The 19,996-nt window shown below is 66.9% G+C and carries 17 protein-coding genes and 1 tRNA gene; 13 read left to right on the forward strand and 5 right to left on the reverse strand.

Translation table 11 applies throughout. From position 1 onward, the window contains the following. Window positions 1-54: 54 nt before the first annotated feature. The 4 genes from phnD to KI794_RS06555 all read right to left on the reverse strand — a co-directional run bounded on the left by phnD (window position 55) and on the right by KI794_RS06555 (window position 4,606). The gene (gene phnD, locus KI794_RS06540) at window positions 55-1,005 is read right to left on the reverse strand and encodes a phosphate/phosphite/phosphonate ABC transporter substrate-binding protein (protein ID WP_255809560.1); all 951 of its coding nucleotides are present in this window, start codon (window positions 1,003-1,005) and stop codon (window positions 55-57) included. A 130-nt stretch (window positions 1,006-1,135) separates the two neighbouring features. After that, window positions 1,136-2,089: an acyl-CoA thioesterase gene (locus KI794_RS06545; protein WP_255809561.1), complete on the reverse strand. Its 954-nt coding sequence runs from the start codon at window positions 2,087-2,089 to the stop codon at window positions 1,136-1,138. 34 nt (window positions 2,090-2,123) lie between these two features. After that, window positions 2,124-3,923, reverse strand: coding sequence for a glycerol-3-phosphate dehydrogenase/oxidase (locus tag KI794_RS06550; protein WP_255809562.1), 1,800 nt, complete (start codon window positions 3,921-3,923; stop codon window positions 2,124-2,126). A gap of 38 nt (window positions 3,924-3,961) precedes the next feature. Continuing rightward, on the reverse strand, window positions 3,962-4,606 hold the full coding sequence (locus KI794_RS06555; RefSeq protein ID WP_255809563.1) for a TetR/AcrR family transcriptional regulator: 645 nt from the start codon (window positions 4,604-4,606) through the stop codon (window positions 3,962-3,964). A 17-nt stretch (window positions 4,607-4,623) separates the two neighbouring features. On the opposite strand from KI794_RS06555, the gene KI794_RS06560 reads away from it, so the two are divergent. From KI794_RS06560 to KI794_RS06580, 5 genes are all read left to right on the forward strand, one after another. Beyond that, on the forward strand, window positions 4,624-6,312 hold the full coding sequence (locus tag KI794_RS06560; protein ID WP_255809564.1) for an FAD-binding oxidoreductase: 1,689 nt from the start codon (window positions 4,624-4,626) through the stop codon (window positions 6,310-6,312). A gap of 31 nt (window positions 6,313-6,343) precedes the next feature. After that, window positions 6,344-7,207, forward strand: a complete 864-nt coding sequence (locus KI794_RS06565) for an SDR family NAD(P)-dependent oxidoreductase (RefSeq protein WP_255809565.1) — start codon at window positions 6,344-6,346, stop codon at window positions 7,205-7,207. Between the two features lie 105 nt (window positions 7,208-7,312). Then, window positions 7,313-7,579: a hypothetical protein gene (locus KI794_RS06570; RefSeq protein WP_119283053.1), complete on the forward strand. Its 267-nt coding sequence runs from the start codon at window positions 7,313-7,315 to the stop codon at window positions 7,577-7,579. Between the two features lie 50 nt (window positions 7,580-7,629). Beyond that, entirely contained in the window at window positions 7,630-8,412 is a 783-nt protein-coding gene (locus KI794_RS06575; RefSeq protein ID WP_255809566.1) for a glycerophosphodiester phosphodiesterase family protein, read from the forward strand. A gap of 357 nt (window positions 8,413-8,769) precedes the next feature. Further along, window positions 8,770-10,170 carry a dipeptidase gene (locus KI794_RS06580; RefSeq protein WP_119283062.1) on the forward strand — a complete coding sequence of 467 codons (1,401 nt, stop codon included), beginning with the start codon at window positions 8,770-8,772 and terminating at the stop codon, window positions 10,168-10,170. Between the two features lie 83 nt (window positions 10,171-10,253). On the opposite strand, the gene mscL is transcribed toward KI794_RS06580, so the two are convergent. Further along, on the reverse strand, window positions 10,254-10,712 hold the full coding sequence (gene mscL, locus KI794_RS06585; protein WP_119283063.1) for a large-conductance mechanosensitive channel protein MscL: 459 nt from the start codon (window positions 10,710-10,712) through the stop codon (window positions 10,254-10,256). 142 nt (window positions 10,713-10,854) lie between these two features. Here mscL and KI794_RS06590 point away from each other — a divergent pair, with 142 nt between their 5' ends. The 8 genes from KI794_RS06590 to rlmN all read left to right on the forward strand — a co-directional run bounded on the left by KI794_RS06590 (window position 10,855) and on the right by rlmN (window position 19,988). Beyond that, the gene (locus KI794_RS06590) at window positions 10,855-12,375 is read left to right on the forward strand and encodes a GuaB1 family IMP dehydrogenase-related protein (protein ID WP_255809567.1); all 1,521 of its coding nucleotides are present in this window, start codon (window positions 10,855-10,857) and stop codon (window positions 12,373-12,375) included. 60 nt (window positions 12,376-12,435) lie between these two features. After that, window positions 12,436-13,863: a threonine synthase gene (gene thrC, locus KI794_RS06595; RefSeq protein WP_119283065.1), complete on the forward strand. Its 1,428-nt coding sequence runs from the start codon at window positions 12,436-12,438 to the stop codon at window positions 13,861-13,863. Window positions 13,864-13,901: 38 nt separating this feature from the next. Next, window positions 13,902-15,104 (forward strand): AI-2E family transporter, encoded by a 1,203-nt coding sequence (locus KI794_RS06600; protein ID WP_255809568.1) that lies wholly within the window; start codon window positions 13,902-13,904, stop codon window positions 15,102-15,104. A gap of 153 nt (window positions 15,105-15,257) precedes the next feature. Then, window positions 15,258-15,330: transfer RNA gene (locus KI794_RS06605), tRNA-Glu, on the forward strand. A gap of 122 nt (window positions 15,331-15,452) precedes the next feature. After that, window positions 15,453-16,514 (forward strand): 3-isopropylmalate dehydrogenase, encoded by a 1,062-nt coding sequence (locus tag KI794_RS06610; RefSeq protein WP_119283067.1) that lies wholly within the window; start codon window positions 15,453-15,455, stop codon window positions 16,512-16,514. A 61-nt stretch (window positions 16,515-16,575) separates the two neighbouring features. Next, entirely contained in the window at window positions 16,576-17,679 is a 1,104-nt protein-coding gene (locus KI794_RS06615) for a branched-chain amino acid aminotransferase (protein ID WP_255809569.1), read from the forward strand. A 10-nt stretch (window positions 17,680-17,689) separates the two neighbouring features. Continuing rightward, on the forward strand, window positions 17,690-18,478 hold the full coding sequence (locus KI794_RS06620; RefSeq protein ID WP_119283069.1) for a fumarylacetoacetate hydrolase family protein: 789 nt from the start codon (window positions 17,690-17,692) through the stop codon (window positions 18,476-18,478). Window positions 18,479-18,683: 205 nt separating this feature from the next. Then, on the forward strand, window positions 18,684-19,988 hold the full coding sequence (gene rlmN, locus KI794_RS06625) for a 23S rRNA (adenine(2503)-C(2))-methyltransferase RlmN (RefSeq protein WP_119283070.1): 1,305 nt from the start codon (window positions 18,684-18,686) through the stop codon (window positions 19,986-19,988). The last annotated feature ends 8 nt before the right edge of the window (window positions 19,989-19,996 follow it).

The following is a 19,996-nucleotide window of genomic DNA, read 5'->3' on the forward strand; positions in this document are numbered from 1 at the left end:
TGGCAGGATCGATGGGTGTAGGCGCTGAGCTGGTGGGCGAGTGTCGCAGGGCGCTCACTTGAGATCCTCGAGTTCGACGCCAGCGATCGCTGCGATGTCGGCGAAGGATGAGAAGAAGTCGGGCTTCGGGGCGATCACCGGCTCGAGCCCGGCGAAGCCGCCGTAGCCTGCGAGGCGCTCCTTGTTCTCTGCGGAAAACACCTTGGGTAGCGCTTCTTCGAGCTGGGTGCGTGTCTCTGCGTCGAGCGACTGGCGCGCGAGTACCGACCCCATGACTGCCATCGGCGCGCTCTCGCCGACCGCGCGCCACTCGCCGTCCTCGAACGGGAACATGGGTGCGCCCATCTCGGTGAGCATGAACGCGGTGCACGCCGCGTCGACCTGGCCCTGCTCGAGGGCAGCGAAGCTGCCTTCGTGGCCGCCCGCGAAGATCGCCTCGTAGTCGGTGCCCTGCTCGAGGCCAGCCTCGTGAAGCATCGACACGGGCATGAAGTAGCCGGAGCTCGACGCCTGGTCGGCGAACGCGATCGTCTTGCCCTTGAGATCGGCGGGCGTCTTGACTGGCGAGTTGTTCAGCACGACGCATGTCGAGACGGGCTTGTCGTCGCCTGGCCACGCGAGCAGTGCATCCACCTCGCCGGTGTTCACCGCGAGGGCGGAGGGGAACCCGCTCATGATGCCGATGTCGACGTGGTCCGCACGAATTGCCTCGACGACTGAGAGGTAGTCGGGCACATCGGTGACCTCAACTTCGCGGCCAGTCTCAGCCTCGAGCAGCTCGACAAGCACGTCGACTGGGTTTTCGGCGGTCGGGTCGTCTGACATGGGAATGGTTGCGATCGTGATCGGCGCATCTGCGGCGGCTGAATCGTTGCCTGTGGGGTCCGCGGCCTGGCAGCCGGTGAGGGCGAGTGCGGCGATGCCGACGATGCCAAGCGAGGTGATGACGTTGCGACGCATGGTGACCTTTCGGGGAGTGAGGCGCTCGGAGAATTCCGAGAACACCTGTATTCAAACTTCCGAAGGTGACGAGCAATTACGAGACTGGGGGTTCGCTTCCCAAAGCTTTGGTGAACGGGTCGTGAATTCCGGCGGCAACCCTGAAAAGCGGAGAGGGGGCCTGGCTCGGCGAGCGCTACGAGGCTGAGCGTGACTCGCTGGCAGCTGGGCGCACCCGCACGATCCCCTCCTGTATGACTGTGGCGACGAGAGCACCGTCGCGCGTGACGATCTCGCCCTGACACACGACGTGGTCGCCGGTTGTGCTCACGAGGCGCTGCGAGAACAGTAGCCAGTCGGACGGGGAGAAGTCGGAGTGAAACCAGATGTTCTGCTGCACTGTCGTCGAGAACATGCCTGGCGCGAGCCAGCCGTGCCCGAGCGCTGCGGCGGCTGGTTCGAGGATCGTGTCGTCGGCGATGTAGGCGACGAGAGCGATGCGGCCCTCCGGCGTCGCGAGCAGTTCCCGCTGTGCTGGTTCGCTGCCCGTGAACCGCACCCACACCCGATTCGTGGTGCGCGGCTGCACGGTTTCGCCATACAGGGGCGGGTCAATATGCCTGGTGTCGAGCGCGCGTGCCTCGGCCCAGTAGGTGTCGAGCGGTGCGGGGTCGCCGGCCGCCGCCGAGAGCGGCCCGCGCGCCGCGATTGCCTCGGCAGCGGTGGGGAGCGACTCGGGGTCGGGGAGGCCCTCGACACCCGGCACGTTCGCGGCCGGTGCCTCGCCCGGGCGCGGCGCACGAAGCAGCACGGTTGCGGCGGCGATCTCTCTGTTGCTCTGAACCAGTCGAACCGATCGGTTCGCATACCTGAACCCGTCGCGCACCCGCTCGACGACGTAGCTGAGTGTGCGGTCGCGGTCACCTGGGAGGAGGAACGCGATCTGCATGCTGTGTGGCAGCTGCCCCGCTGCGGCTGAGCGTACCGCTGCTGCGAGTGCCCCAACGGAGAGATCGCCGCCGTAGGCCGCTGGCCACGGGGTCGCGACCGTGCGGCCGGTCCACGCCTCGAACGAGCCGTCGCGTGCACCCGGAGCTGTGGTCTGCGTGAGCCCCCACGGGGTCGAAAGCTTCGGGTGGCGGTCGGTCATCGCTGGGCGGCCCTTTCGTGAGTTGCGCTCAACCCTACGCGAAACTGTCGAGGAGTTGCTCGGCCGTCGCTTCTGCGTCGGCAGCGAGCCGCGGGTCGAGTGCGAGCCGCGTTCTGCGGGCGAGCAGGTCTGCGGAAGTGGCCGCGCCCTCCGCGAGGATCCCGAACGCGAATTCGGCACGCGTGATCCCGGCACCCGGCGCGACCTCGGCCGCGAGCTCGGGATGCACGGCCGCCAGCGCTGCGACGCGTTCAGCTTCCCAGCCGTACACCCTGGCGAGGCGGGAGACAGTCGCGCCGTCGGAGACTGGCCAGACCGCTGAGGCGGCCCGCGCGCTCTCGCGCAGCGCCGCGGCTGGCGACGGGCGCCTCCGTGCCGCGGCGGCGCCGCGAGGGCCGTGCTCGGACCCAGGCGACCCGATGAGCGGCACGCGCTTGGTCACCGCGGGCAGTTCGGCAGGGCTTCTCCCGAGCCTGCGCACCGCGGCGTCGACCGCATCCTCTGCCATCTTTCGGTACACCGTGAGCTTGCCGCCGGTGACGGTGATTGGCGTACCGGGGGCGTCGAGTACGAGGTGCTGTCTCGACGCGGAGGCCGATGGGCGCTCGGATACCCCGCCAGTGCGACTGACGGAGCGGACGAGGGGGCGCAGCCCCGAGTAGGCGCTGAGCATGTCTGCGCGCGTGAGTGGGACTGCGAGCGACTCGCTTGCGACTGAGAGTAGAAAGTCGATGTCGCCCTCTGGCACGCCGGGGGCGTAGCCGTCGGCGCCCAGCGCGGGCTCGTCGGTGAGCCCAAGGTAGGAGAGCCCGTTTGCCTGCGGCAGCACAAACACGTACCGCCCGAAGTGGCCCGGGACTGGGGCGGTGATGACCGCTCTGGGGTTGCCGAAGACTTCTGACCTGAACACGAGGTGTGTTCCGCGGCTCGGGGCGAGGTCGACGGCCGGCGTGAGCTCAGCTGCCCAGACGCCTGTCGCGTTGATGACGGCGCGCGCTCGGACGCGGAGCTCGGTGCCCTCGCCCGATGGGTTCCCCGCGCCGTCGTCGGCCACGACCAACGCCTCCCTGTCTGTCGCCTGGGCGACGCGGCAGCCTGTCGCGATGTGCGCGCCGTGCCGTGCCGCGGTGCGGGCGAGCGCGACGACGAGCCGCGTGTCGTCCTCGACTGCGCCGTCCCAGTACACGAGCCCGCCACGGAGCCCGTCCTCCTTGAGCGTTGGCGCAAGGAGCAGCGCTTCCCGTGCGCTCACGCGCTTCGGCTTCGGGAGTACCCGATCGGGGAGGCCGCTTGCTGCGCGGAACGCGTCAGCGATCCTGATTCCAGTCTCCGAGAGGGCGTCGCCGAGCCTGCCGTCGAGCGGGCTGCGGCCCGCGGCGCCGGGGCTGGTGTCAGTCCCGGTCTCAGTCCCGGGATCAGCGCCCGAGCCAGGGCGCTGGGCGGCGCGACCGTCTCTTACCGCGGCGCCTTCACCTCCACGGTGGTGCGCGAACCTCGGCACGAGGAACGCCGTGGGGGTGACGAGGTGGGGCGCGATGCGCCGCATGAGCGCCTCTCGCTCGACGGCCGACTCCCAGGCGAGCGCGACGTCGCCCTGCGCGAGGTATCGCAGTCCGCCGTGAACGAGCTTCGAGCTGAAGCCGCTCGTGCCGCTCGCGAGATCCTTCGCCTCGACGAGGGCTGTCGAGAGTCCGCGGGTCGCGGCGTCGAGCGCGATGCCAGCGCCGGTCACGCCGCCACCGATTACCAGCACGTCGACCTCGTGCTCAGCGAGGTGGGCAAGCGCGCGGGCGCGACTTGCTCGGTTCACATCTCCGGGGAGTGGTTCGAACATGTCGCCTCGTTTCTGGCCGGCAGGTCCCGGCCGTTCGGCTATGCGATGGTGACGGGAGTGGTGGGGGGAGCCTCGGCCGCCGGCAGGCCGACGCTGAGTGCGGCGAGCGCGATCCCTGAGAGTTCTTTCGCAGCGCGGGCGAACGCGTCGCCCTGCAGCAGTGGAGCGCCAAGGGCGACGCCGCGAACGAGCAGCAGGAGCGTGAGGCTCGTGGGCGCGGCGGCGGCGATCGAACCGTCGTCGAGCCCCTCCTGCCTCAGCTCCTCGATCGCCTCGAGCACGAGTTCCTGGCTGCGTCCGAGCCTGCCGCTGAGATAGGGCTCGATGAGCTCGGGCTGCTCGGCGAGAACGCACGTGATGAGATCTGAGGCGACGAATGCTTCAGCGCCCGTCCCGAGGAACGCAGCAAGTCGTGCTGCCCCCGAACTCGTCTCAATTGGGGGCAGCGCCGCGCGCAGCTCGGCGACCGCGCGCGTGAACTCGCGGGTGAGGGTGAGCAGGATCGCGTTGTCCATGCTTCCCATGGCGCGATACAGCGTCATTCGTGAGATCCCGGCGGTGTCGGCCACATCTTGCGCGGTGAGCTTGCGCGGGCCATATCGGCGGAGCCCCGCGGAAACCGCGTCGAGGATCGCCTCGTCGCGCGCGATGACCGAAGAACCCCTGTGACTATGTGTGTCCATGTGTCACACTGTAACGTATGGCTGCTGATATTACCGAGAGCGTCCCCGTATCCCCGTGGTGGGGCTGGGCGCCGCCGACCCCCGGCGGCTCGCTGAGCGAGGGCACCCTTGCCGTGCTCGCCGAGCGCCTCGGAATCGACGCCGAGGCTGCACGCAGGCCCGGCGTGCTCGATGCTGCGCCTGCCACGATTCCGAGCGACGCTGACCTCGCTGCGTCAGCGCTCACTGAGGCAGCGGTCGCCGCCCTCGTGGCCGCGGCCCCGACCGGAGCCGTTGCGCAGGATGCAGCGAGCCGGGTCGCACACGCCGCCGGCAAGAACACAGTCGACCTCCTCCAGCAGCGCGCAGGCACCCCACTCGGGCTGCCCGACGCGGTTGTGCGCCCGGGCGAACGCGCCGAGGTCGCGGCGGTACTCGCGGCGTGCGTCGCGCACGGCGTCGCCGTCGTCCCCTTCGGCGGCGGTTCAAGCGTCGTCGGGGGAGTCGCTCCGCTCTCTGGCGAGCACCACGCAGTGATCGCGCTCGATCTCACTGGGCTCTCCCGGCTTCTCGACCTGAACGAGCGCGACCGCACCGCGATGTTCGAGGCAGGCGTGCGGGGCCCCGACCTCGAGCGGCAGCTCGCCGACCGCGGCTACACGCTCGGGCACATCCCGCAGTCGCACCAGCAGGCGACCCTCGGGGGCTACGCCGCGACCCGATCGGCCGGGCAAGCATCGACAGGCTACGGTGCGATCGCGGAACTCATCACCGCGATCCGCATCGAGACGCCAACCGGCCCGCTCGCGCTCGGTGGGCGCGCGCCAGCATCGGCCGCCGGCCCAGACCTCAGGCACCTCGTCATCGGCAGCGAGGGCACGATCGGCGTCATCACCGAGGTGACAGTCGCGGTGAAACGAAGGCCGACGACGAAGGCCTACGGTGCATGGGCGTTTCCATCGTTCGAGGCAGGAGCGGAGGCGATCCGTGCGCTCGCGCAAGACGGCGCGGCGGGAGACCTCCCCGACGTGTGCCGCCTGAGCGACGAGGAAGAGACCGAACTCACGCTCGCTCAGAGCGGCGGCACGCAGACAGAGGTGCTTCGGCGCTGGCTGCGCTCGCGAGGAATCGAGACACCCGCGCTGCTTCTCGGCGTGTGGGAGGGCTCAGGCTCGGCCCCGAAGGCGAGGCTCCGGCGTGCGCGCAAGATCCTCCGCGCCCACGGCGCCGTCTCCGCGACGAGCGCACCCGCCGCCGCGTGGGACCGGGGCCGGTTCAGTTCACCCCGTCTCCGCGACGAACTACTCACCATTGGCGTGCTCGTCGATACGCTCGAGACCGCGGCGACATGGACGAACCTTGCGGCGACCCACACGGCCGTCGCCGCAGCGATCCGGGGAGCGCTCGCCGCAGGCCCGGCAGGCGGCGGCGTCGCGAGTGCGGTGCAGGGGCACGTCTCGCACGTCTACAGGGACGGTGCGTCGCTGTACTACACATTCATCGCGAAGGCCGAGCATGATCCCGTCGCGCAGTATGAGCGGGTGAAGCGCGCGGCAAACGAAGCCATCGTCGCCTCGGGTGCGACGATCACCCACCACCATGCCGTCGGAACCGAACATGCGGCGCACCTTCCCGCCGAGATCGGTGAGCAGGGCGTGCGGATCCTCCGCGCGGTCAAGCGCGAGCTCGACCCGACGGGCATCATGAACCCAGGAAAGCTCATCTAGCTCGCGACGAAGCGAGAGAAAGCGGGACGCAATGGCCCAACAGACTGACGTGCACCGCGTAATTCCGGGCGCGACCGTGCTCATCACCGGAGCCGCCCGCGGAATGGGCGCGCTGTACGCCCGCCGCGCCGCCAGAGAGGGCGCGGCAAAGATCGCCCTCTGGGACCTCGACGAGGATCGCGCGACGGCGCTCGCCTCCGAACTTGCAAGCCCCCGCGGGCGCGTTGGAGGCCCCGACGTACGCGTCTACGCTGTCGACGTCTCGGACATGGAGGCTGTCGCCACGGCTGCCGCGCGTGTGCGCGACGAACTCGGTGATCCTGACGTTGTCGTGAACAACGCCGGCATCGTGCGCGGTGCGCTGTTTTGGGAGCACGACGCTGAGCGCGACATTGAACTGACGATGCGAGTGAACGCGCTCGCCCCGATGTGGATCGCGCGAGAGTTCCTGCCAGCGATGATCGCCGATAGGACTCGGCCGAAGCGGATACTCAACATCGCCTCCGCCGCCGGCACGCTCGCCAACCCGCGCATGAGCGTCTACGCCTCCTCAAAATGGGCGATGATCGGGTGGAGCGAGTCGCTCAGGCTCGAGCTCACCCGCACAGACAACGCACACGTCGCGGTCACCACGTTCTGCCCCAGCTACATCTCGACGGGCATGTTCGCGGGCGCGCGAGGGCCGCTCTTCACCCCCATCATGCGGCCGCAGCAAGCGGTGCAGGCCGCCTGGAGCGGGATGCTGAAGGGGACCCCGATGGTACTCCGGCCGTGGACAGTGAAACTCGCGATGGCGATGCGCGGTATCTTGCCGACGCGAGCCTGGGACGTGCTGGGCGACCGCGTGTTCAAGGTGTACTCATCGATGGACAGGTTCACGGGGCGCGCCGACTAAAGGTGCCACCCCGAGAGCGCCTCGGGGAAACCGTGGCACCTGGGTACCACGCGGTTCATACTTCGGGGTGACGCGCATCGGCCCGGTGAACGGGAGTATGGAAGCATGAAGTTCCCCGAGGTGTTGAAGCAGCCATCAACGTTCGTCGCCGCCGCGCTCGTGACCGCGTGCCTCGTCGCGCTGCTCGCCGCAATCGGTGGGTTCCTGCTCATCGACGGTGCAACGCGCACCGCGCTTTCGATGAAGCCTGTCGGCTCAGGGATCGTAGCAAGCTCGTCGGGCGAGAACTCAGGCTCAGAGACGTCGCAGCCCGCACCTGAGCGGGACAGCGCGGCTGCTGCCGGTGGTTCGATCGTCGCGGCCCGCGGGTAAACACACCGGCCGCCTCCGAATCGAGCGGACACGGGGAATATGCTTGAAACATGTTGCACCCATTCTTCTCGGAAGGGCAGAAGCCTCGGATCTTCGGGCACCGCGGGTACGTGTCAGCCGCGGAGGCTGAACGCGGCATCGTCGAGAACTCGAGAGCAGCGATCGCGGCGGCGCTTGCTGCGGGCGCAGACTACGTAGAATCCGATTGTCAGCTGACAGCCGACGGCGTGGTCGTGCTCTTCCACGACAACACGCTCGAACGAACCCTCGGCGACACGCGGCGTATCTCGCAGGTCTCGAGCGCCGAGCTCGCCGACGCCATGGCCGAGCGTGGAGGCCTTCTCACCCTCGAAGCGGCGCTCAGCGACTTCCCGTCGGCGAGGCCCAACCTCGATATGAAGACCCCAGAGGTCGCCACCCCCGCCGGGACGCTCATCGGAGAGCTCGCCCCAGCGCGTGTACTTATCAGCAGCTTCTCCGACACGCTCAGACGTGAGGCGCTCGCCGCGGCCGAGGTCGGTGGCATACGGCCAGCGACAGGTGCGGGTCAAAGCGCAATCGTCAAGATACTTGGAGCGGTGGCGATGCGTTCAGCTTCCCTGCTCGACAGAGCATTCGCCGGGATCGATGCGCTGCAAATCCCAGTCAAGCAGGGCCCGGTGAAGGTCTTGAGCCCGGGTCTGCTGCGCGCAGCCCACGCGCGTGGGGTCGAGGTGCACATCTGGACGGTGAACGAGCCTGTTCAGATGCGAGAGCTCGTAGAGCTCGGAGTCGACGGGATCATCACTGACCGGACGGACGTCGCGGTCGCGGCGCTGCGCGGCTCGCGCTGATCTGGGCCAGCACATGCTGGCCCAGATCATAGTGTTACCGGGCGCAGCTGCAGCGGTCAGCGACCGCGACGCCCTGCAGCGCATCTTCAATGTGTTCGCCGCAGCCGGCCCAGGTCGGCTTCGAGCAGGTCTCGCAGGTTACGCGTGCGCACATGATGTGTCCTTCGTGTGGTGGGAGCCGACCGCAACGGTCGGGCGTGAAATGATCGGCAGCACTGTGTTTCCGAGCGCCCCAATATGAGGCGCCCAACACTGTCCATCCACACCATCAAACCAGACCATCGCATAGATAGGCTTAAGGATTGAAGAGGGCGAGCCGCGAAGACGCGCGCCGCCACCGGCTACGAAGGAGACCCGATGAGCGAACAGCTCGAAACAGTCATCAAGCAGCACATTGATACCGCGTTCGAAACCACGATCGAGGAGCTGTGCGAACTCGTGCGGATCCCGTCGGTGTCATGGCCCGCGTTCGATCCAGCGCATGTGCAGCAGAGCGCCGAGAAGGTTGCCGAGCTGATGCGCTCCACTGGCGTCTTCGAGTTTGTCGACATCAGGCGCGCGCCGGTGGCGGGGCAGGAGAACGAAGCTGATCCTGAGCTCGGCCAGCCTGCCGTGATTGCGCGCCGGCCCGCGAAGAACGGCGCCCCGACAGTTCTCCTCTACGCGCACCACGACGTGCAGCCTCCCGGCAAGGAGGAGGAATGGGATACCCCGCCGTTCGAACCGACTGAGCGAAACGGTCGGCTCTACGCTCGCGGTGCCGCCGACGACAAAGCTGGAGTGATGGTTCACGTCGCAGCCATCCGTGCGCTCATCGAGGCGAAGGGCGAGGACTTCGACCTCGGTCTCGCCGTCTTCATCGAGGGGGAAGAGGAGTGGGCGTCACAGTCGTTCGCGAACTTCCTCCACGAGAATCGTGCGGAGCTCGAGGCTGACGCGATTATCGTCGCCGACTCGGGGAACTGGGACGTCGACACCCCGGCGCTCACCGTCGCGCTCCGCGGGGCCGTCGCATTCAACGTGCGCATCGAAACGATGGCTCACGCGACCCACTCGGGCATGTTCGGCGGCGCGGTTCCCGACGCGATGCTCGCGGCCGTGAAGCTGCTCGACACACTCTGGGACGAGGACGGCTCGGTCGCTGTCGAAGGGCTCACGAGCGCCGACCTCACAACCCCCGAGTACGACGAGGCGCGTCTGCGCGAGGAATCGGGCCTGCTCGACGGCGTCTCGCCGATCGGTCGCGGCGAGATCCTGTCACGCATGTGGGCCCAGCCGGCGATAACGGTGACGGGCATCGACGCGCCCAACATCGCGAACGCCTCAAACACGCTTATCCCGAGCGTGCTCGTGCGCATCTCGGCCCGAGTCGCCCCGGGTCAAGACCCGCAGGAGTTCTACGACGCGCTCACCGGCCACCTCACGAAACACGCGCCGTTCGGCGCGAAGCTCACGTTTGAGGATCCGGGCCTCGGTCAGGCGTTCAGCGTCGATACCTCGGGCCCCGCGGTCGCGCACATGCGTGCGGCGATGACCGGCGGCTTCGACCGTGAGCCCATCGACATGGGCATTGGCGGTTCCATCCCGTTCATCGCCGACCTCGTCGACGAGTTCCCGCAAGCGGAGATCCTGGTGACTGGCGTCGAGGATCCTGACGGGCGCCCGCACTCGCCGAACGAGTCGCTGCACCTTGCGTCGTACAAGAAGGCGCTTGCGACCGAGGCGATCTTCCTCGCTCGCATGAACGACGGCCTGTAGCCGCGTCACTTCCCAACGCAGGAGGGGCTGGTGGATCTAATCCACCAGCCCCTCCTGCGTTGGGCGCGAGGCCCGAAAGAGCGCTACTCGGCGTGTGCCGGACCGTCGGTCGCTTTCGGTGCGGCCGGTGCTGCCAGGGGAGCGGCGGCCGATGCGCCACCGTTCTGTGCCTTGAGGAGGTCGCGGATCTCGCTGAGCAGCTCCTGCTCGGTCTCGACGACGGGCTCTTCGGCTGCGGGAGCGGTGCGCTTGCGGAGCTCGTTCATGGGCATGACGAAGACGAAGTATACGACCGCCGCGACGATGATGAAGTTAATGAGGGCACCGATTAGCGCGCCGAAGGCGAGGGAGCTGCCGCCGGGCAGCTCGACGAGGAGCGCGGTGTCGAGTGAGTCGGCCTTGAAGAACATGCCGATGAGCGGGTTGATGAGCGACGAGACTACCTTCTCGACGACAGCATTGAACGCCGCACCAATGACAACGGCTACCGCCAGATCGATGACGTTGCCGCGGAGCAGGAACTCCTTGAAACCTTTGAACATGTGCTTCCCCCTATTGCGTGAACCGTGAACCAGAGCAGGTGTTTCGCACCTAATGTATTGCGAATCAGGGCCGGGCGCGAGCACATCTGATTCATGTTGCGATCTCAGGTGAGCAGGCGCCGTCCCGGGGTACGCTGAAGCCATGGACTTCATCGGTGCCCAGCCCACGCTCGATCTCACCTACTCCGACGTCTTTCTCGTACCGCGCCGCTCGGCGGTCGGCAGCCGCCTTGCGGTGGACCTCGCGCCGACTGACGGGACGCCCGCGACGATCCCGCTGGTCTCCGCGAACATGAACTCGGTGACAGGCCCCAGGCTCGCGGCCGTGCTCGCCCGCCGAGGCGGTCTCGGCGTCCTGCCCCAGGACATGTCTGAGAGCGGGCTCACCGACGCCATCGCCTGGGTGAAGGCGCAGCCGGTCGGATTCGACACCCCGATCGTGCTCGGCCCAGAGCAGACCGCGGCCGACGCGCTCCGCCAGGTGCCTGCGGCTGAGGGGCAGGTCGTTGTTGTCGTCGAAGGCGGCGCGGCGTATGCGGGCGCCCTGCCTGGCGGCTCCGAACCGGGCCAGACGTTCCCAGCAGGCCGCGTACTCGGTGTCCTCGCCGCAACCCGGCTCGCCGAGCTGCCGGGGGATGCGAAGCTCGGCGATCTCGCCTCCGGCCGCGTCCCAGTCCTGGATCTTGGGGAGCTCGGCGACGCTGCGCGTGACCCGCGCGCCATGTTCGACGCTGTCGACGACGCGCTCAGCGACAGCGGAGCCGAAGCCGTGATAATCGCTGACGGCGGTATGGTGCGCGGCACGCTTTCGCGCCGGTCGGCGCTGCGCGCATCGATTTACAGGCCCGCACTCGATGCGAGCGGACGGCTCGCGGTCGCTGTCGCCGTCGGAATCAACGGCGACCCGGCAGCGCGCGCACAAACTCTGGCCGCCGCAGGCGCCGACGTGCTCGTCGTCGATACCGCGCACGGCCACCAGGAGGGCATGATCCGGGCGCTCAGGGCAATCTCCGCCCTCCGGCTCGGCCTCCCGATTGTCGCTGGCAACATCGTGACGGCAGACGGCGTCACCGATCTTGTGGGGGCGGGCGCCACGATCCTGAAAGTGGGCGTCGGGCCAGGCGCGATGTGCACGACCCGCATGATGACCGCAGTGGGTCGCCCGCAGTTCTCGGCCGTGCTCGAAACGGCGCAGGCGGCGCGCGAACTCGGAGCCCACGTGTGGGCCGATGGCGGGGTTCGCTACCCGCGCGACGTCGCGCTCGCGCTCGCGGCAGGCGCAGGATCGGTGATGATCGGCTCGTGGTTTGCCGGGACTGCTGAGTCGCCCGGGGAGCTCCTCGCCGACGCTAACGGCAGGCAATACAAGGAATCGTGGGGCATGGCCTCCACGAAGGCAGTGCAGGGCAGGTTTTCGAAGCTGGACGCGTTCGAGCGCGCGCGAAAGGAGCTCTTCGCGGAAGGCATTTCCTCGTCAAAGATCTATCTCGACCCGCAGCGCCCGAGTGTCGAGGATCTCGTCGACATGATCACGTCAGGCGTGCGTTCGTCGTTCACCTACGCGGGTGCAGCGTCGCTCACCGACTTCCACGTGAACGCGCGCGTCGGGCTGCAGTCGGCCGCCGGTTACGAAGAGGGAAAGGCGCTGCCAGTCTCCTGGTAACGTTCCCGCGGGCGCATGCCTGTTCACTAGACTGTGAAGCTGCAACGGTTAGGAGCTTTGGTGGAATACATCTCGACCCGCGGCGGGATGGCCCCCGCACCCTTTAGCGCGACGCTGCTCGAAGGGCTTGCGACCGACGGCGGCCTCGCCGTTCCTGAAACGATGCCCGAGATTACGCTCGAGCGCATTGAGACCTGGCGCTCGTTGAACTACGCAGAGCTCGCAACCGAGATCCTCAGCTTCTTCGCGACAGATATTCCGGGGCCGGACCTTGCAGCGATGTGCGAGCGCGCATACCGCGAGGAGAGCTTCTCTCCAGGGATCGTGCCGCTCACACCCATCAGCGACTCGATCACGCTGCTTGGCCTCTCTGAGGGGCCCACGCTTGCGTTCAAAGACATGGCGATGCAGTTCCTTGGGCAGTCGCTCGAGTACGTGCTACGCAAGACGGGTCGCACGCTGAACATCGTCGGCGCGACCTCGGGTGATACCGGGTCGGCGGCTGAGTACGCGCTCCGTGGCAAGGAAGGCGTATCGGTGTTTATGCTGTCGCCGCAGGGGCGCATGAGCGACTTCCAGCGCGCGCAGATGTACTCGCTCGACGACGCGAACATTCACAACATCGCCGTCGAGGGCGTCTTCGACGACTGCCAGAACTTGGTGAAGGCAGTCGCCGGCGACCTCGACTTCAAACGCGAGTACAGCGTCGGCGCTGTGAACTCGATCAACCTCGGACGAATCTCGGCTCAGGTCGTGTATTACTTCTGGGCGTGGCTCCGCGCGAGCGACTCGCTCAGCGCAGACGAGCGCGAGACGTTCAAGATCTCGGTCACTGTGCCATCGGGTAACTTCGGCAACATCCTCGCCGGGCACTACGCTCGCGAGATGGGTGCCCCGATCCGTCGCCTGGTGCTCGCGGCGAACGAGAACAATGTGCTCGATGATTTCTTCAAGACTGGAATCTACGCGCCGCGGACCTCGGCTGAGACGCATCTCACGTCGAGCCCCTCGATGGACATCTCGAAGGCGTCAAACCTTGAGCGATTCATCTTCGACCTGCTCGGGCGCGATCCCGAGCGCCTGAACGCCGCGTGGCGCGAGCTTGACGAGACCGGCAAGATCGACCTGAGTGCCGAGCTGCCCCGCTTCGTCGGGGAGTTTGGTATTCAGAGCGGCACGAGCACCCACGCCGACCGAGTCGCCACGATTCGCTCGGTGCGCGAGGAGAGCGGTGTGACGATCGACCCGCACACTGCCGATGGTGTGAAGGTCGCCCGCGAGCGGCTCGAGCCCGGCGTTCCGATGATCGTGCTTGAGACCGCGAAACCCGAGAAGTTCCCCGAGATCGTTCGCGAGGCAACTGGGGAGTCGCCCGGCCTGCCCGCCGGTCTCGAGGGGCTCCTTGACCTGCCGCAGCACGTCGTGAAGATGGCTGACGATGAGGCGACGCTGCGCGCGTTCATCGCGGAGAGGGCACTCCGCGCGTAGACTCCTCACACATGGTCGATGACTAGGAGGGGTATCCAGTGTTCGGACGCCGCACAGAGCAAGTACTCACACGACGCATTGTCGAGTTGGAGCGACGGAGTGGGATTCGCGTGCCCTCCGAGGGCTCAAGCGAGACATCGGGCCCTGATGCTGACTCGCGCGAGGCGAGGTCTCGCGCGGGCGGCGCCTGGGGTGACAGCTTCGGGCTGATCGCCACGCGGTCGCTGCAGATCATCATCGTGCTCGTGCTGACCGCGGCCGTCATCGTAGGGCTGCGGACGCTGAGCACAGTCTTCATTCCGATCCTGCTCGCGCTCATCCTGGCGAGCACGTTCGCCCCAGTGATGCGACGGCTGAGGGCGCACAAGCTGCCGTCGGCGCTCGCGACGGTTGCCGTGCTGCTCGGCATCCTGCTCATGCTCACCGGAGTGGGCTGGCTCATTGTGTGGGCGGTCCAAGACGAGTGGGACGAACTCGCTGAGCAGGCGCAAAGCGGGTTTGAGCAGGTCGTTGCGTGGGTACAGACGCTTCCGTTCGCGCCGAGCTCCGAACAGATCTCTGAGTGGCAGGACACTGTCATCGACTTCGTCACGAGCTCTCAATTCGGCTCGGGCGCGCTCGCGGGCGTCGGGGCGATCACGGGCTTCGTCACCGGGCTCGTGCTCATGATTGTCGTGCTGTTCTTCTTCCTGAAAGACGGCCCGCAGATCTGGCAGTTCCTGCTCAGGCCGTTCCGCGGTGAGGCGCTCGCGCGGGCCGAGCGGGCCGGCGACAAGACAGTCTCGACGCTGGGATCCTACGTTCGTGGCACCGCCGCAGTCGCGGCCGTCGACGCGATCGGGATCGGGATCGGACTCGTCATCCTTGGCGTCCCGCTTGCGCTTCCACTCGCAGCCCTCGTATTCATCCTCGCCTTCATCCCGATCGTCGGTGCGACTGTTGCGGGCATCCTCGCAGCTCTCGTCGCTCTCGTCGCGAACGGACCCATCAGTGCAGTGCTCGTGGTCGGCGTCGTCGTTCTTGTCAACCAGCTCGAGGGCAACTTCCTGCAGCCCGTGCTCATGGGGCGAGCGCTGAAGCTGCATTCGCTCGTCATCCTGCTTGCCCTGACAATCGGCACCGTACTCAGCGGAGTGCTCGGTGCGGTTCTCGCTGTGCCGATCGCCGCAGTCGCCTGGGGCATCATTCAGGTGTGGGATGGCCCGAACCTGCCCGCGCGGCCGTTCCGCCCGAGGGAGTAGCGCAGTCGCGCTGCACGCGTATCTGCGGGCAGCGACGGCGCAACACGCGCGGGTGCACCGGTTTTGGGGGCTCGATTTGCGCAGTCGGTAGTGACGTGGGAATATATATGAGTTGTCAGCGACGGCCTAGGCCAGAAAGAGACAACAGCGTCCGGCCCCATCGTATAGCGGCCTAGTACGCCGCCCTCTCACGGCGGTAACGCGGGTTCGAATCCCGCTGGGGTCACCGGATAAGAAAGCCTCACCTTCGGGTGAGGCTTTCTTCGTTTGTGCGCAGCGCCTGCTTGGGGGAGAACCCCTCGGGAGTATGCTTGAACCACCATTTCAACGCACAACGAGGAGCACGTAGTGACCCGCACGATCAAGCTTGCAGTGATTCCAGGCGACGGTATTGGTCCGGAGGTGATCGAGCAGGCGAACCGCGTGATTGACGCGGTCGTGGCTGGTGGCGACATTACGATCGAGCGTACAGAGTTTCAGCTCGGGGCCGAGCGTTTCCTTGAGACTGGCGATACGCTTCCCGAGATCGAACAGGCGGCGATTGCGAGCCATGACGCGATCCTTTTCGGTGCAGTTGGCGGCGTGCCAGGCGATGAGCGGCTCCGCTCCGCGAACATCGAGCGCGGCCTGCTGCTGAAGCTGCGCTTCGATTTCGAGCACTACGCGAACGTGCGGCCCTGCGTGCTGTTCCCTGGGGTCGAGTCGACGCTCGCGAACCCCGGCACCGTCGACTTCGTCGTCGTGCGCGAGGGCACGGAGGGGCCGTACGTTGGCAATGGCGGGCGTCTGCGCCCAGGTACGCCGGCTGAGGTCGCGACCGAGGTGTCAGTGAACACGGCGTTCGGCGTCGAACGTGTCGTGCGCTACGCCTTCGAGACTGCAATGGCGCGCCCGCGCAAGAAGCTGACCTGGGTGCACAAGACCAACGTGCTCGTGCACGCAGGCGCAACCTGGCAGGGCGTCGTTGAGGCCGTGCGCGCGGAGTACCCCGAAATCGCCGTAGACTACATGCACGTCGATGCGGCAACAATCCACATGGTGCAAAACCCAGCACAGTTCGACGTAATTGTCACTGACAACCTCTTCGGTGACATCCTCACAGACCTTGCAGGCGCCATCGGTGGCGGCATCGGTCTCGCGGCGTCTGGCAACATCAACCCGGACGGAACCTTCCCGAGCATGTTCGAGCCTGTGCACGGCTCAGCGCCAGACATCGCCGGGCAGCAGAAGGCCGACCCGACGGCGGCGATCCTCTCGGCGGGGCTCATGCTCGATCACCTCGGGCTTGACGCAGAGGCAGAACGCCTGCGAGCGGCCGTCCGCGCGGATCGCGCGGCTGCCGGCGGCGCAACCCGCTCAACGACCGAGGTTGGCGACGCGATCATTTCGCAGATCCCGGCCCGCGCCTGACCCGCTCTCTCGGCTCGCGCCGAACCACTCACACGTTCCACACCGACCCGAAAGGCGTGTCATGACTGACTCAACCTTCACCCTCACCGAGGCCGAGCGCCTCCCCGCAGCCGAACGCGACGCGATCCTCGCAAACCCTGGCTTCGGCGACCATTTCACCGACCACATGATCTCGATCATCTGGACGAAGGACGCGGGCTGGCACGACGCACAGGTGCTGCCGTATGGACCGATCGCCATGGATCCGGCCTCGTCCGTGCTGCACTACGGGCAGGAGATCTTCGAGGGTATGAAGGCGTACCGTCGCGCCGACGACTCGATCGTGATCTTCCGCCCCGAAGAGAACGCCCGCCGACTCAACGAGTCTGCAGTGCGCCTCGCACTCCCGGAGCTTCCCGTCGAGCTGTTCGTTGAGGCAACGAAGCGCCTCGTTGAGATCGACTCGGAGTGGGTGCCGCGCGGCGCCGACCAGTCGCTCTACCTTCGCCCGTTCATGATCGCCGACGAGAGCTTCCTCGGCGTTCGCGCGGCGCAGCGAGCCCGCTTCATGGTCATCGCGAGCCCAGCTGGGCCGTACTTCACAGGCGGCGTGAAGCCTGTCTCGATCTGGCTGTCGCAGGACTTCGCACGCGCAGGCAATGGTGGCACCGGCGCCGCGAAGTGCGGCGGCAACTACGCTGCGTCGTTGCTCCCGCAGAACGTGGCAGCCGAGAACGGGTGCCAGCAGGTGCTCTTCACCGACGCAGGCAACCCCGACGTCATCGACGAGCTCGGCGGCATGAACCTCTTCCTCGTGCGTAACGACAAGACGCTGCTCACGCCCGCGCTGAACGGGAACATCTTGCCGGGTATCACCCGCAAGAGCCTCATTCAGCTCGCGAAGGATCGCGGCTACGCGGTCGAGGAGCGCGCCGTGACCGTGACCGAGTGGCGCGACGGCGTCGCCGACGGTTCGATCGTCGAGGCGTTCGCTTGCGGAACCGCGGCGGTCATCACCCCGATCGGGCAGCTCAAGTCGCCCGACTTCACAATCGACTTCGGCGATGCCGCGCCGGGCGAGTTCACGCTGTCGCTGCGCGAGGAGCTCACCGGGATCCAGTACGGCACCCACGAGGATCGCCACGGCTGGCTCACCGAGATCCCGACAGCCAGCGTCGCCGCCTAAAGGAGTAGCAGTGAAGATCGCTCGATTTGAGGCTGACGGCGAGATCTCGTTCGGCATTCTCGACCCCGCGGAGGACGGCAACGGCGTCGAGCTCGTGGAGCTCGTCGGTGACCCCATCGTCGCGGGCTACGATACGACAGGCAAGCGGTTCCGGTTTGAGGACGTGCGACTGCTCGCCCCCGTCATCCCGCGCTCGAAGATCGTGTGCGTTGGCAAGAACTATGCCGACCACATCGAAGAGATGAAGGACGTCACCGGTGGCGGGGCGCCCGCAGAGCCGCTCCTGTTCTTGAAGCCGAACACCTCGGTGATTGGCCCGGGCGGAACTATCGTGCGCCCCGCGATCTCGGATCGCGTCGAACACGAGGGCGAACTCGCCATGGTGATCGGTGCGGTCGCGAAAGACGTCCCTGAGGATCGTGCGCTTGAGTACGTCTTCGGGTTCACCTGCGCGAACGACGTCTCGGCCCGCGACATTCAGATCGCCGACGGCCAGTGGACCCGTGGCAAGGGGTTCGACACGTTCTGTCCGCTCGGGCCTGTCATCGAGACGGATCCCGACCTCGCCGACGCGCGGGTGACGACGCGCGTCAACGGAGAGACGCGGCAGGACGGCAAGACGTCACAGCTGATCTTCTCGCTCGCCCGCATCGTGGCGCACGCGTCGCAAGCCTTCACCCTGCTGCCGGGCGACGTGATTCTCACTGGCACTCCCGCCGGCGTCGGGCCGCTCGAGGCAGGCGACGTCGTTGAGGTTGAGGTCGAGGGGATCGGTATTCTGCGCAACACCGTCGCGTAGTACACGGGCTGCCTAGGCTTCCTGCGTGCTGAGTCCCTCGCCGAAAGCGGGGGACTCAGCCGTATGCGCCACGTCGACATCGTTCGCGATGCCAGCAGGAATGCTCGTCACTCGATCATCCTGGCAGCACGGGAGCGTCCCCGTGCGGGCCCAATCGCGGTCACTCAGCGCGGCATCGGCTCAGAGGTGAGACAATAGGAGCACGATGGATCCGAACAAGCTCAACCACACACCGCCCACCGGCGAGTCCAAGCTCATCAAGACTCGCCCGAATACGGGTGGTCTCGCGCGGCGCCCCCAGGTGCGGCCGAAGACTGAGGGTTGGACGCAGCTCACGAATCCCGACGGGCGCCCGACGCTGCAGTTCGCGTCCCCGCGCGTCAAGCAGCCCGCAACGCACCTCGCCGACATGACGCTCGCGGAGCGCGAAGCGAAGGTCGTCGAGATGGGGCTGCCGAAGTTCCGCGCCAAGCAGCTGTCGGTGCACTACTTCGAGCACAGGACCACGTCGCCCGAAGAAATGACTGACCTCCCGAAGGACCGCCGCGAGGAGCTTGCTGAAGCATTCTTCCCGCCGCTGCTCAGCGAAGTCAAGAAGCTCGTGACCGACGACGGCAACACTGTTAAGTTCCTCTGGCGCCTGTTCGACGGTGCGCTTGTTGAGTCTGTGCTGATGAGATACCCGGGCCGGATTACGCTGTGTGTTTCGAGCCAGTGTGGCTGCGGCATGAATTGCCCCTTCTGCGCGACAGGTCAGGCCGGCCTTACTCGCAACATGTCGACTGCTGAGATCCTCGACCAGGTCGTTCAGGCGAACCGTTTCATTGCCGAGGGCGGGCTTGGTCACAAGCGCCGCGCTGGAAACGGTGCGGAGCCCGAACGCGTGAACAACATCGTGTTCATGGGCATGGGGGAGCCGCTTGCCAACTACAAGCGCGTTATGAACGCGGTGCGCCGCATGGTCGCGCCATCACCGGAGGGCCTCGGTATGAGCGCCCGCGGCATTACGGTCTCGACGGTCGGGCTCGCTCCGGCGATCCGAAAGCTCGCGGATGAGGATATCCCGGTGACGTTCGCCCTCTCGCTGCATGCGCCCGACGACAAGCTTCGCGATGAGCTCATCCCGGTCAACAGTCGGTGGAAGGTCGACGAGGTGCTCGACGCTGCCTACGCCTACTACGAAAAGACCGGGCGCAGGGTGTCCATCGAGTACGCACTCATCAAGGACATGAACGACCACGCGTGGCGAGCCGACCTGCTCGCTGACCGCCTGAACCAGCGAGGCCGCGGCTGGGTGCATGTGAACCCGATCCCGCTCAACCCGACCCCGGGCTCCATCTGGACCTCCTCAACGAAAGAGGTCACCCGTGAGTTCGTCGACAGGCTCAACGCGGCAGGGGTCGTCACGACGCTGCGCGACACCCGCGGCAAGGAAATCGACGGGGCATGCGGTCAGCTTGTTGCGACGGAGCAGGACCGCGAGGACGCTGAGGCCTTCGCAAACGCGTAGCCCGTTTC

This window comes from Leucobacter aridicollis, assembly GCF_024399335.1.
In the GTDB taxonomy this organism is placed as follows: Bacteria; Actinomycetota; Actinomycetes; order Actinomycetales; family Microbacteriaceae; genus Leucobacter; species Leucobacter aridicollis_A.

Excerpts from the sequence above, each read along its gene's own strand:
- KI794_RS06580 (WP_119283062.1), top strand. The coding sequence starts at position 8,770 with ATGAGCGAACAGCTCGAAACAGTCATCAAGCAGCACATTGATACCGCG.
- KI794_RS06575 (WP_255809566.1), top strand. The coding sequence starts at position 7,630 with ATGTTGCACCCATTCTTCTCGGAAGGGCAGAAGCCTCGGATCTTCGGG.
- rlmN (WP_119283070.1), top strand. The coding sequence starts at position 18,684 with ATGGATCCGAACAAGCTCAACCACACACCGCCCACCGGCGAGTCCAAG.
- KI794_RS06555 (WP_255809563.1), bottom strand. The coding sequence starts at position 4,606 with ATGGACACACATAGTCACAGGGGTTCTTCGGTCATCGCGCGCGACGAG.
- KI794_RS06615 (WP_255809569.1), top strand. The coding sequence starts at position 16,576 with ATGACTGACTCAACCTTCACCCTCACCGAGGCCGAGCGCCTCCCCGCA.
- KI794_RS06560 (WP_255809564.1), top strand. The coding sequence starts at position 4,624 with ATGGCTGCTGATATTACCGAGAGCGTCCCCGTATCCCCGTGGTGGGGC.
- KI794_RS06545 (WP_255809561.1), bottom strand. The coding sequence starts at position 2,089 with ATGACCGACCGCCACCCGAAGCTTTCGACCCCGTGGGGGCTCACGCAG.
- KI794_RS06565 (WP_255809565.1), top strand. The coding sequence starts at position 6,344 with ATGGCCCAACAGACTGACGTGCACCGCGTAATTCCGGGCGCGACCGTG.
- KI794_RS06550 (WP_255809562.1), bottom strand. The coding sequence starts at position 3,923 with ATGTTCGAACCACTCCCCGGAGATGTGAACCGAGCAAGTCGCGCCCGC.
- mscL (WP_119283063.1), bottom strand. The coding sequence starts at position 10,712 with ATGTTCAAAGGTTTCAAGGAGTTCCTGCTCCGCGGCAACGTCATCGAT.
- KI794_RS06590 (WP_255809567.1), top strand. The coding sequence starts at position 10,855 with ATGGACTTCATCGGTGCCCAGCCCACGCTCGATCTCACCTACTCCGAC.
- KI794_RS06570 (WP_119283053.1), top strand. The coding sequence starts at position 7,313 with ATGAAGTTCCCCGAGGTGTTGAAGCAGCCATCAACGTTCGTCGCCGCC.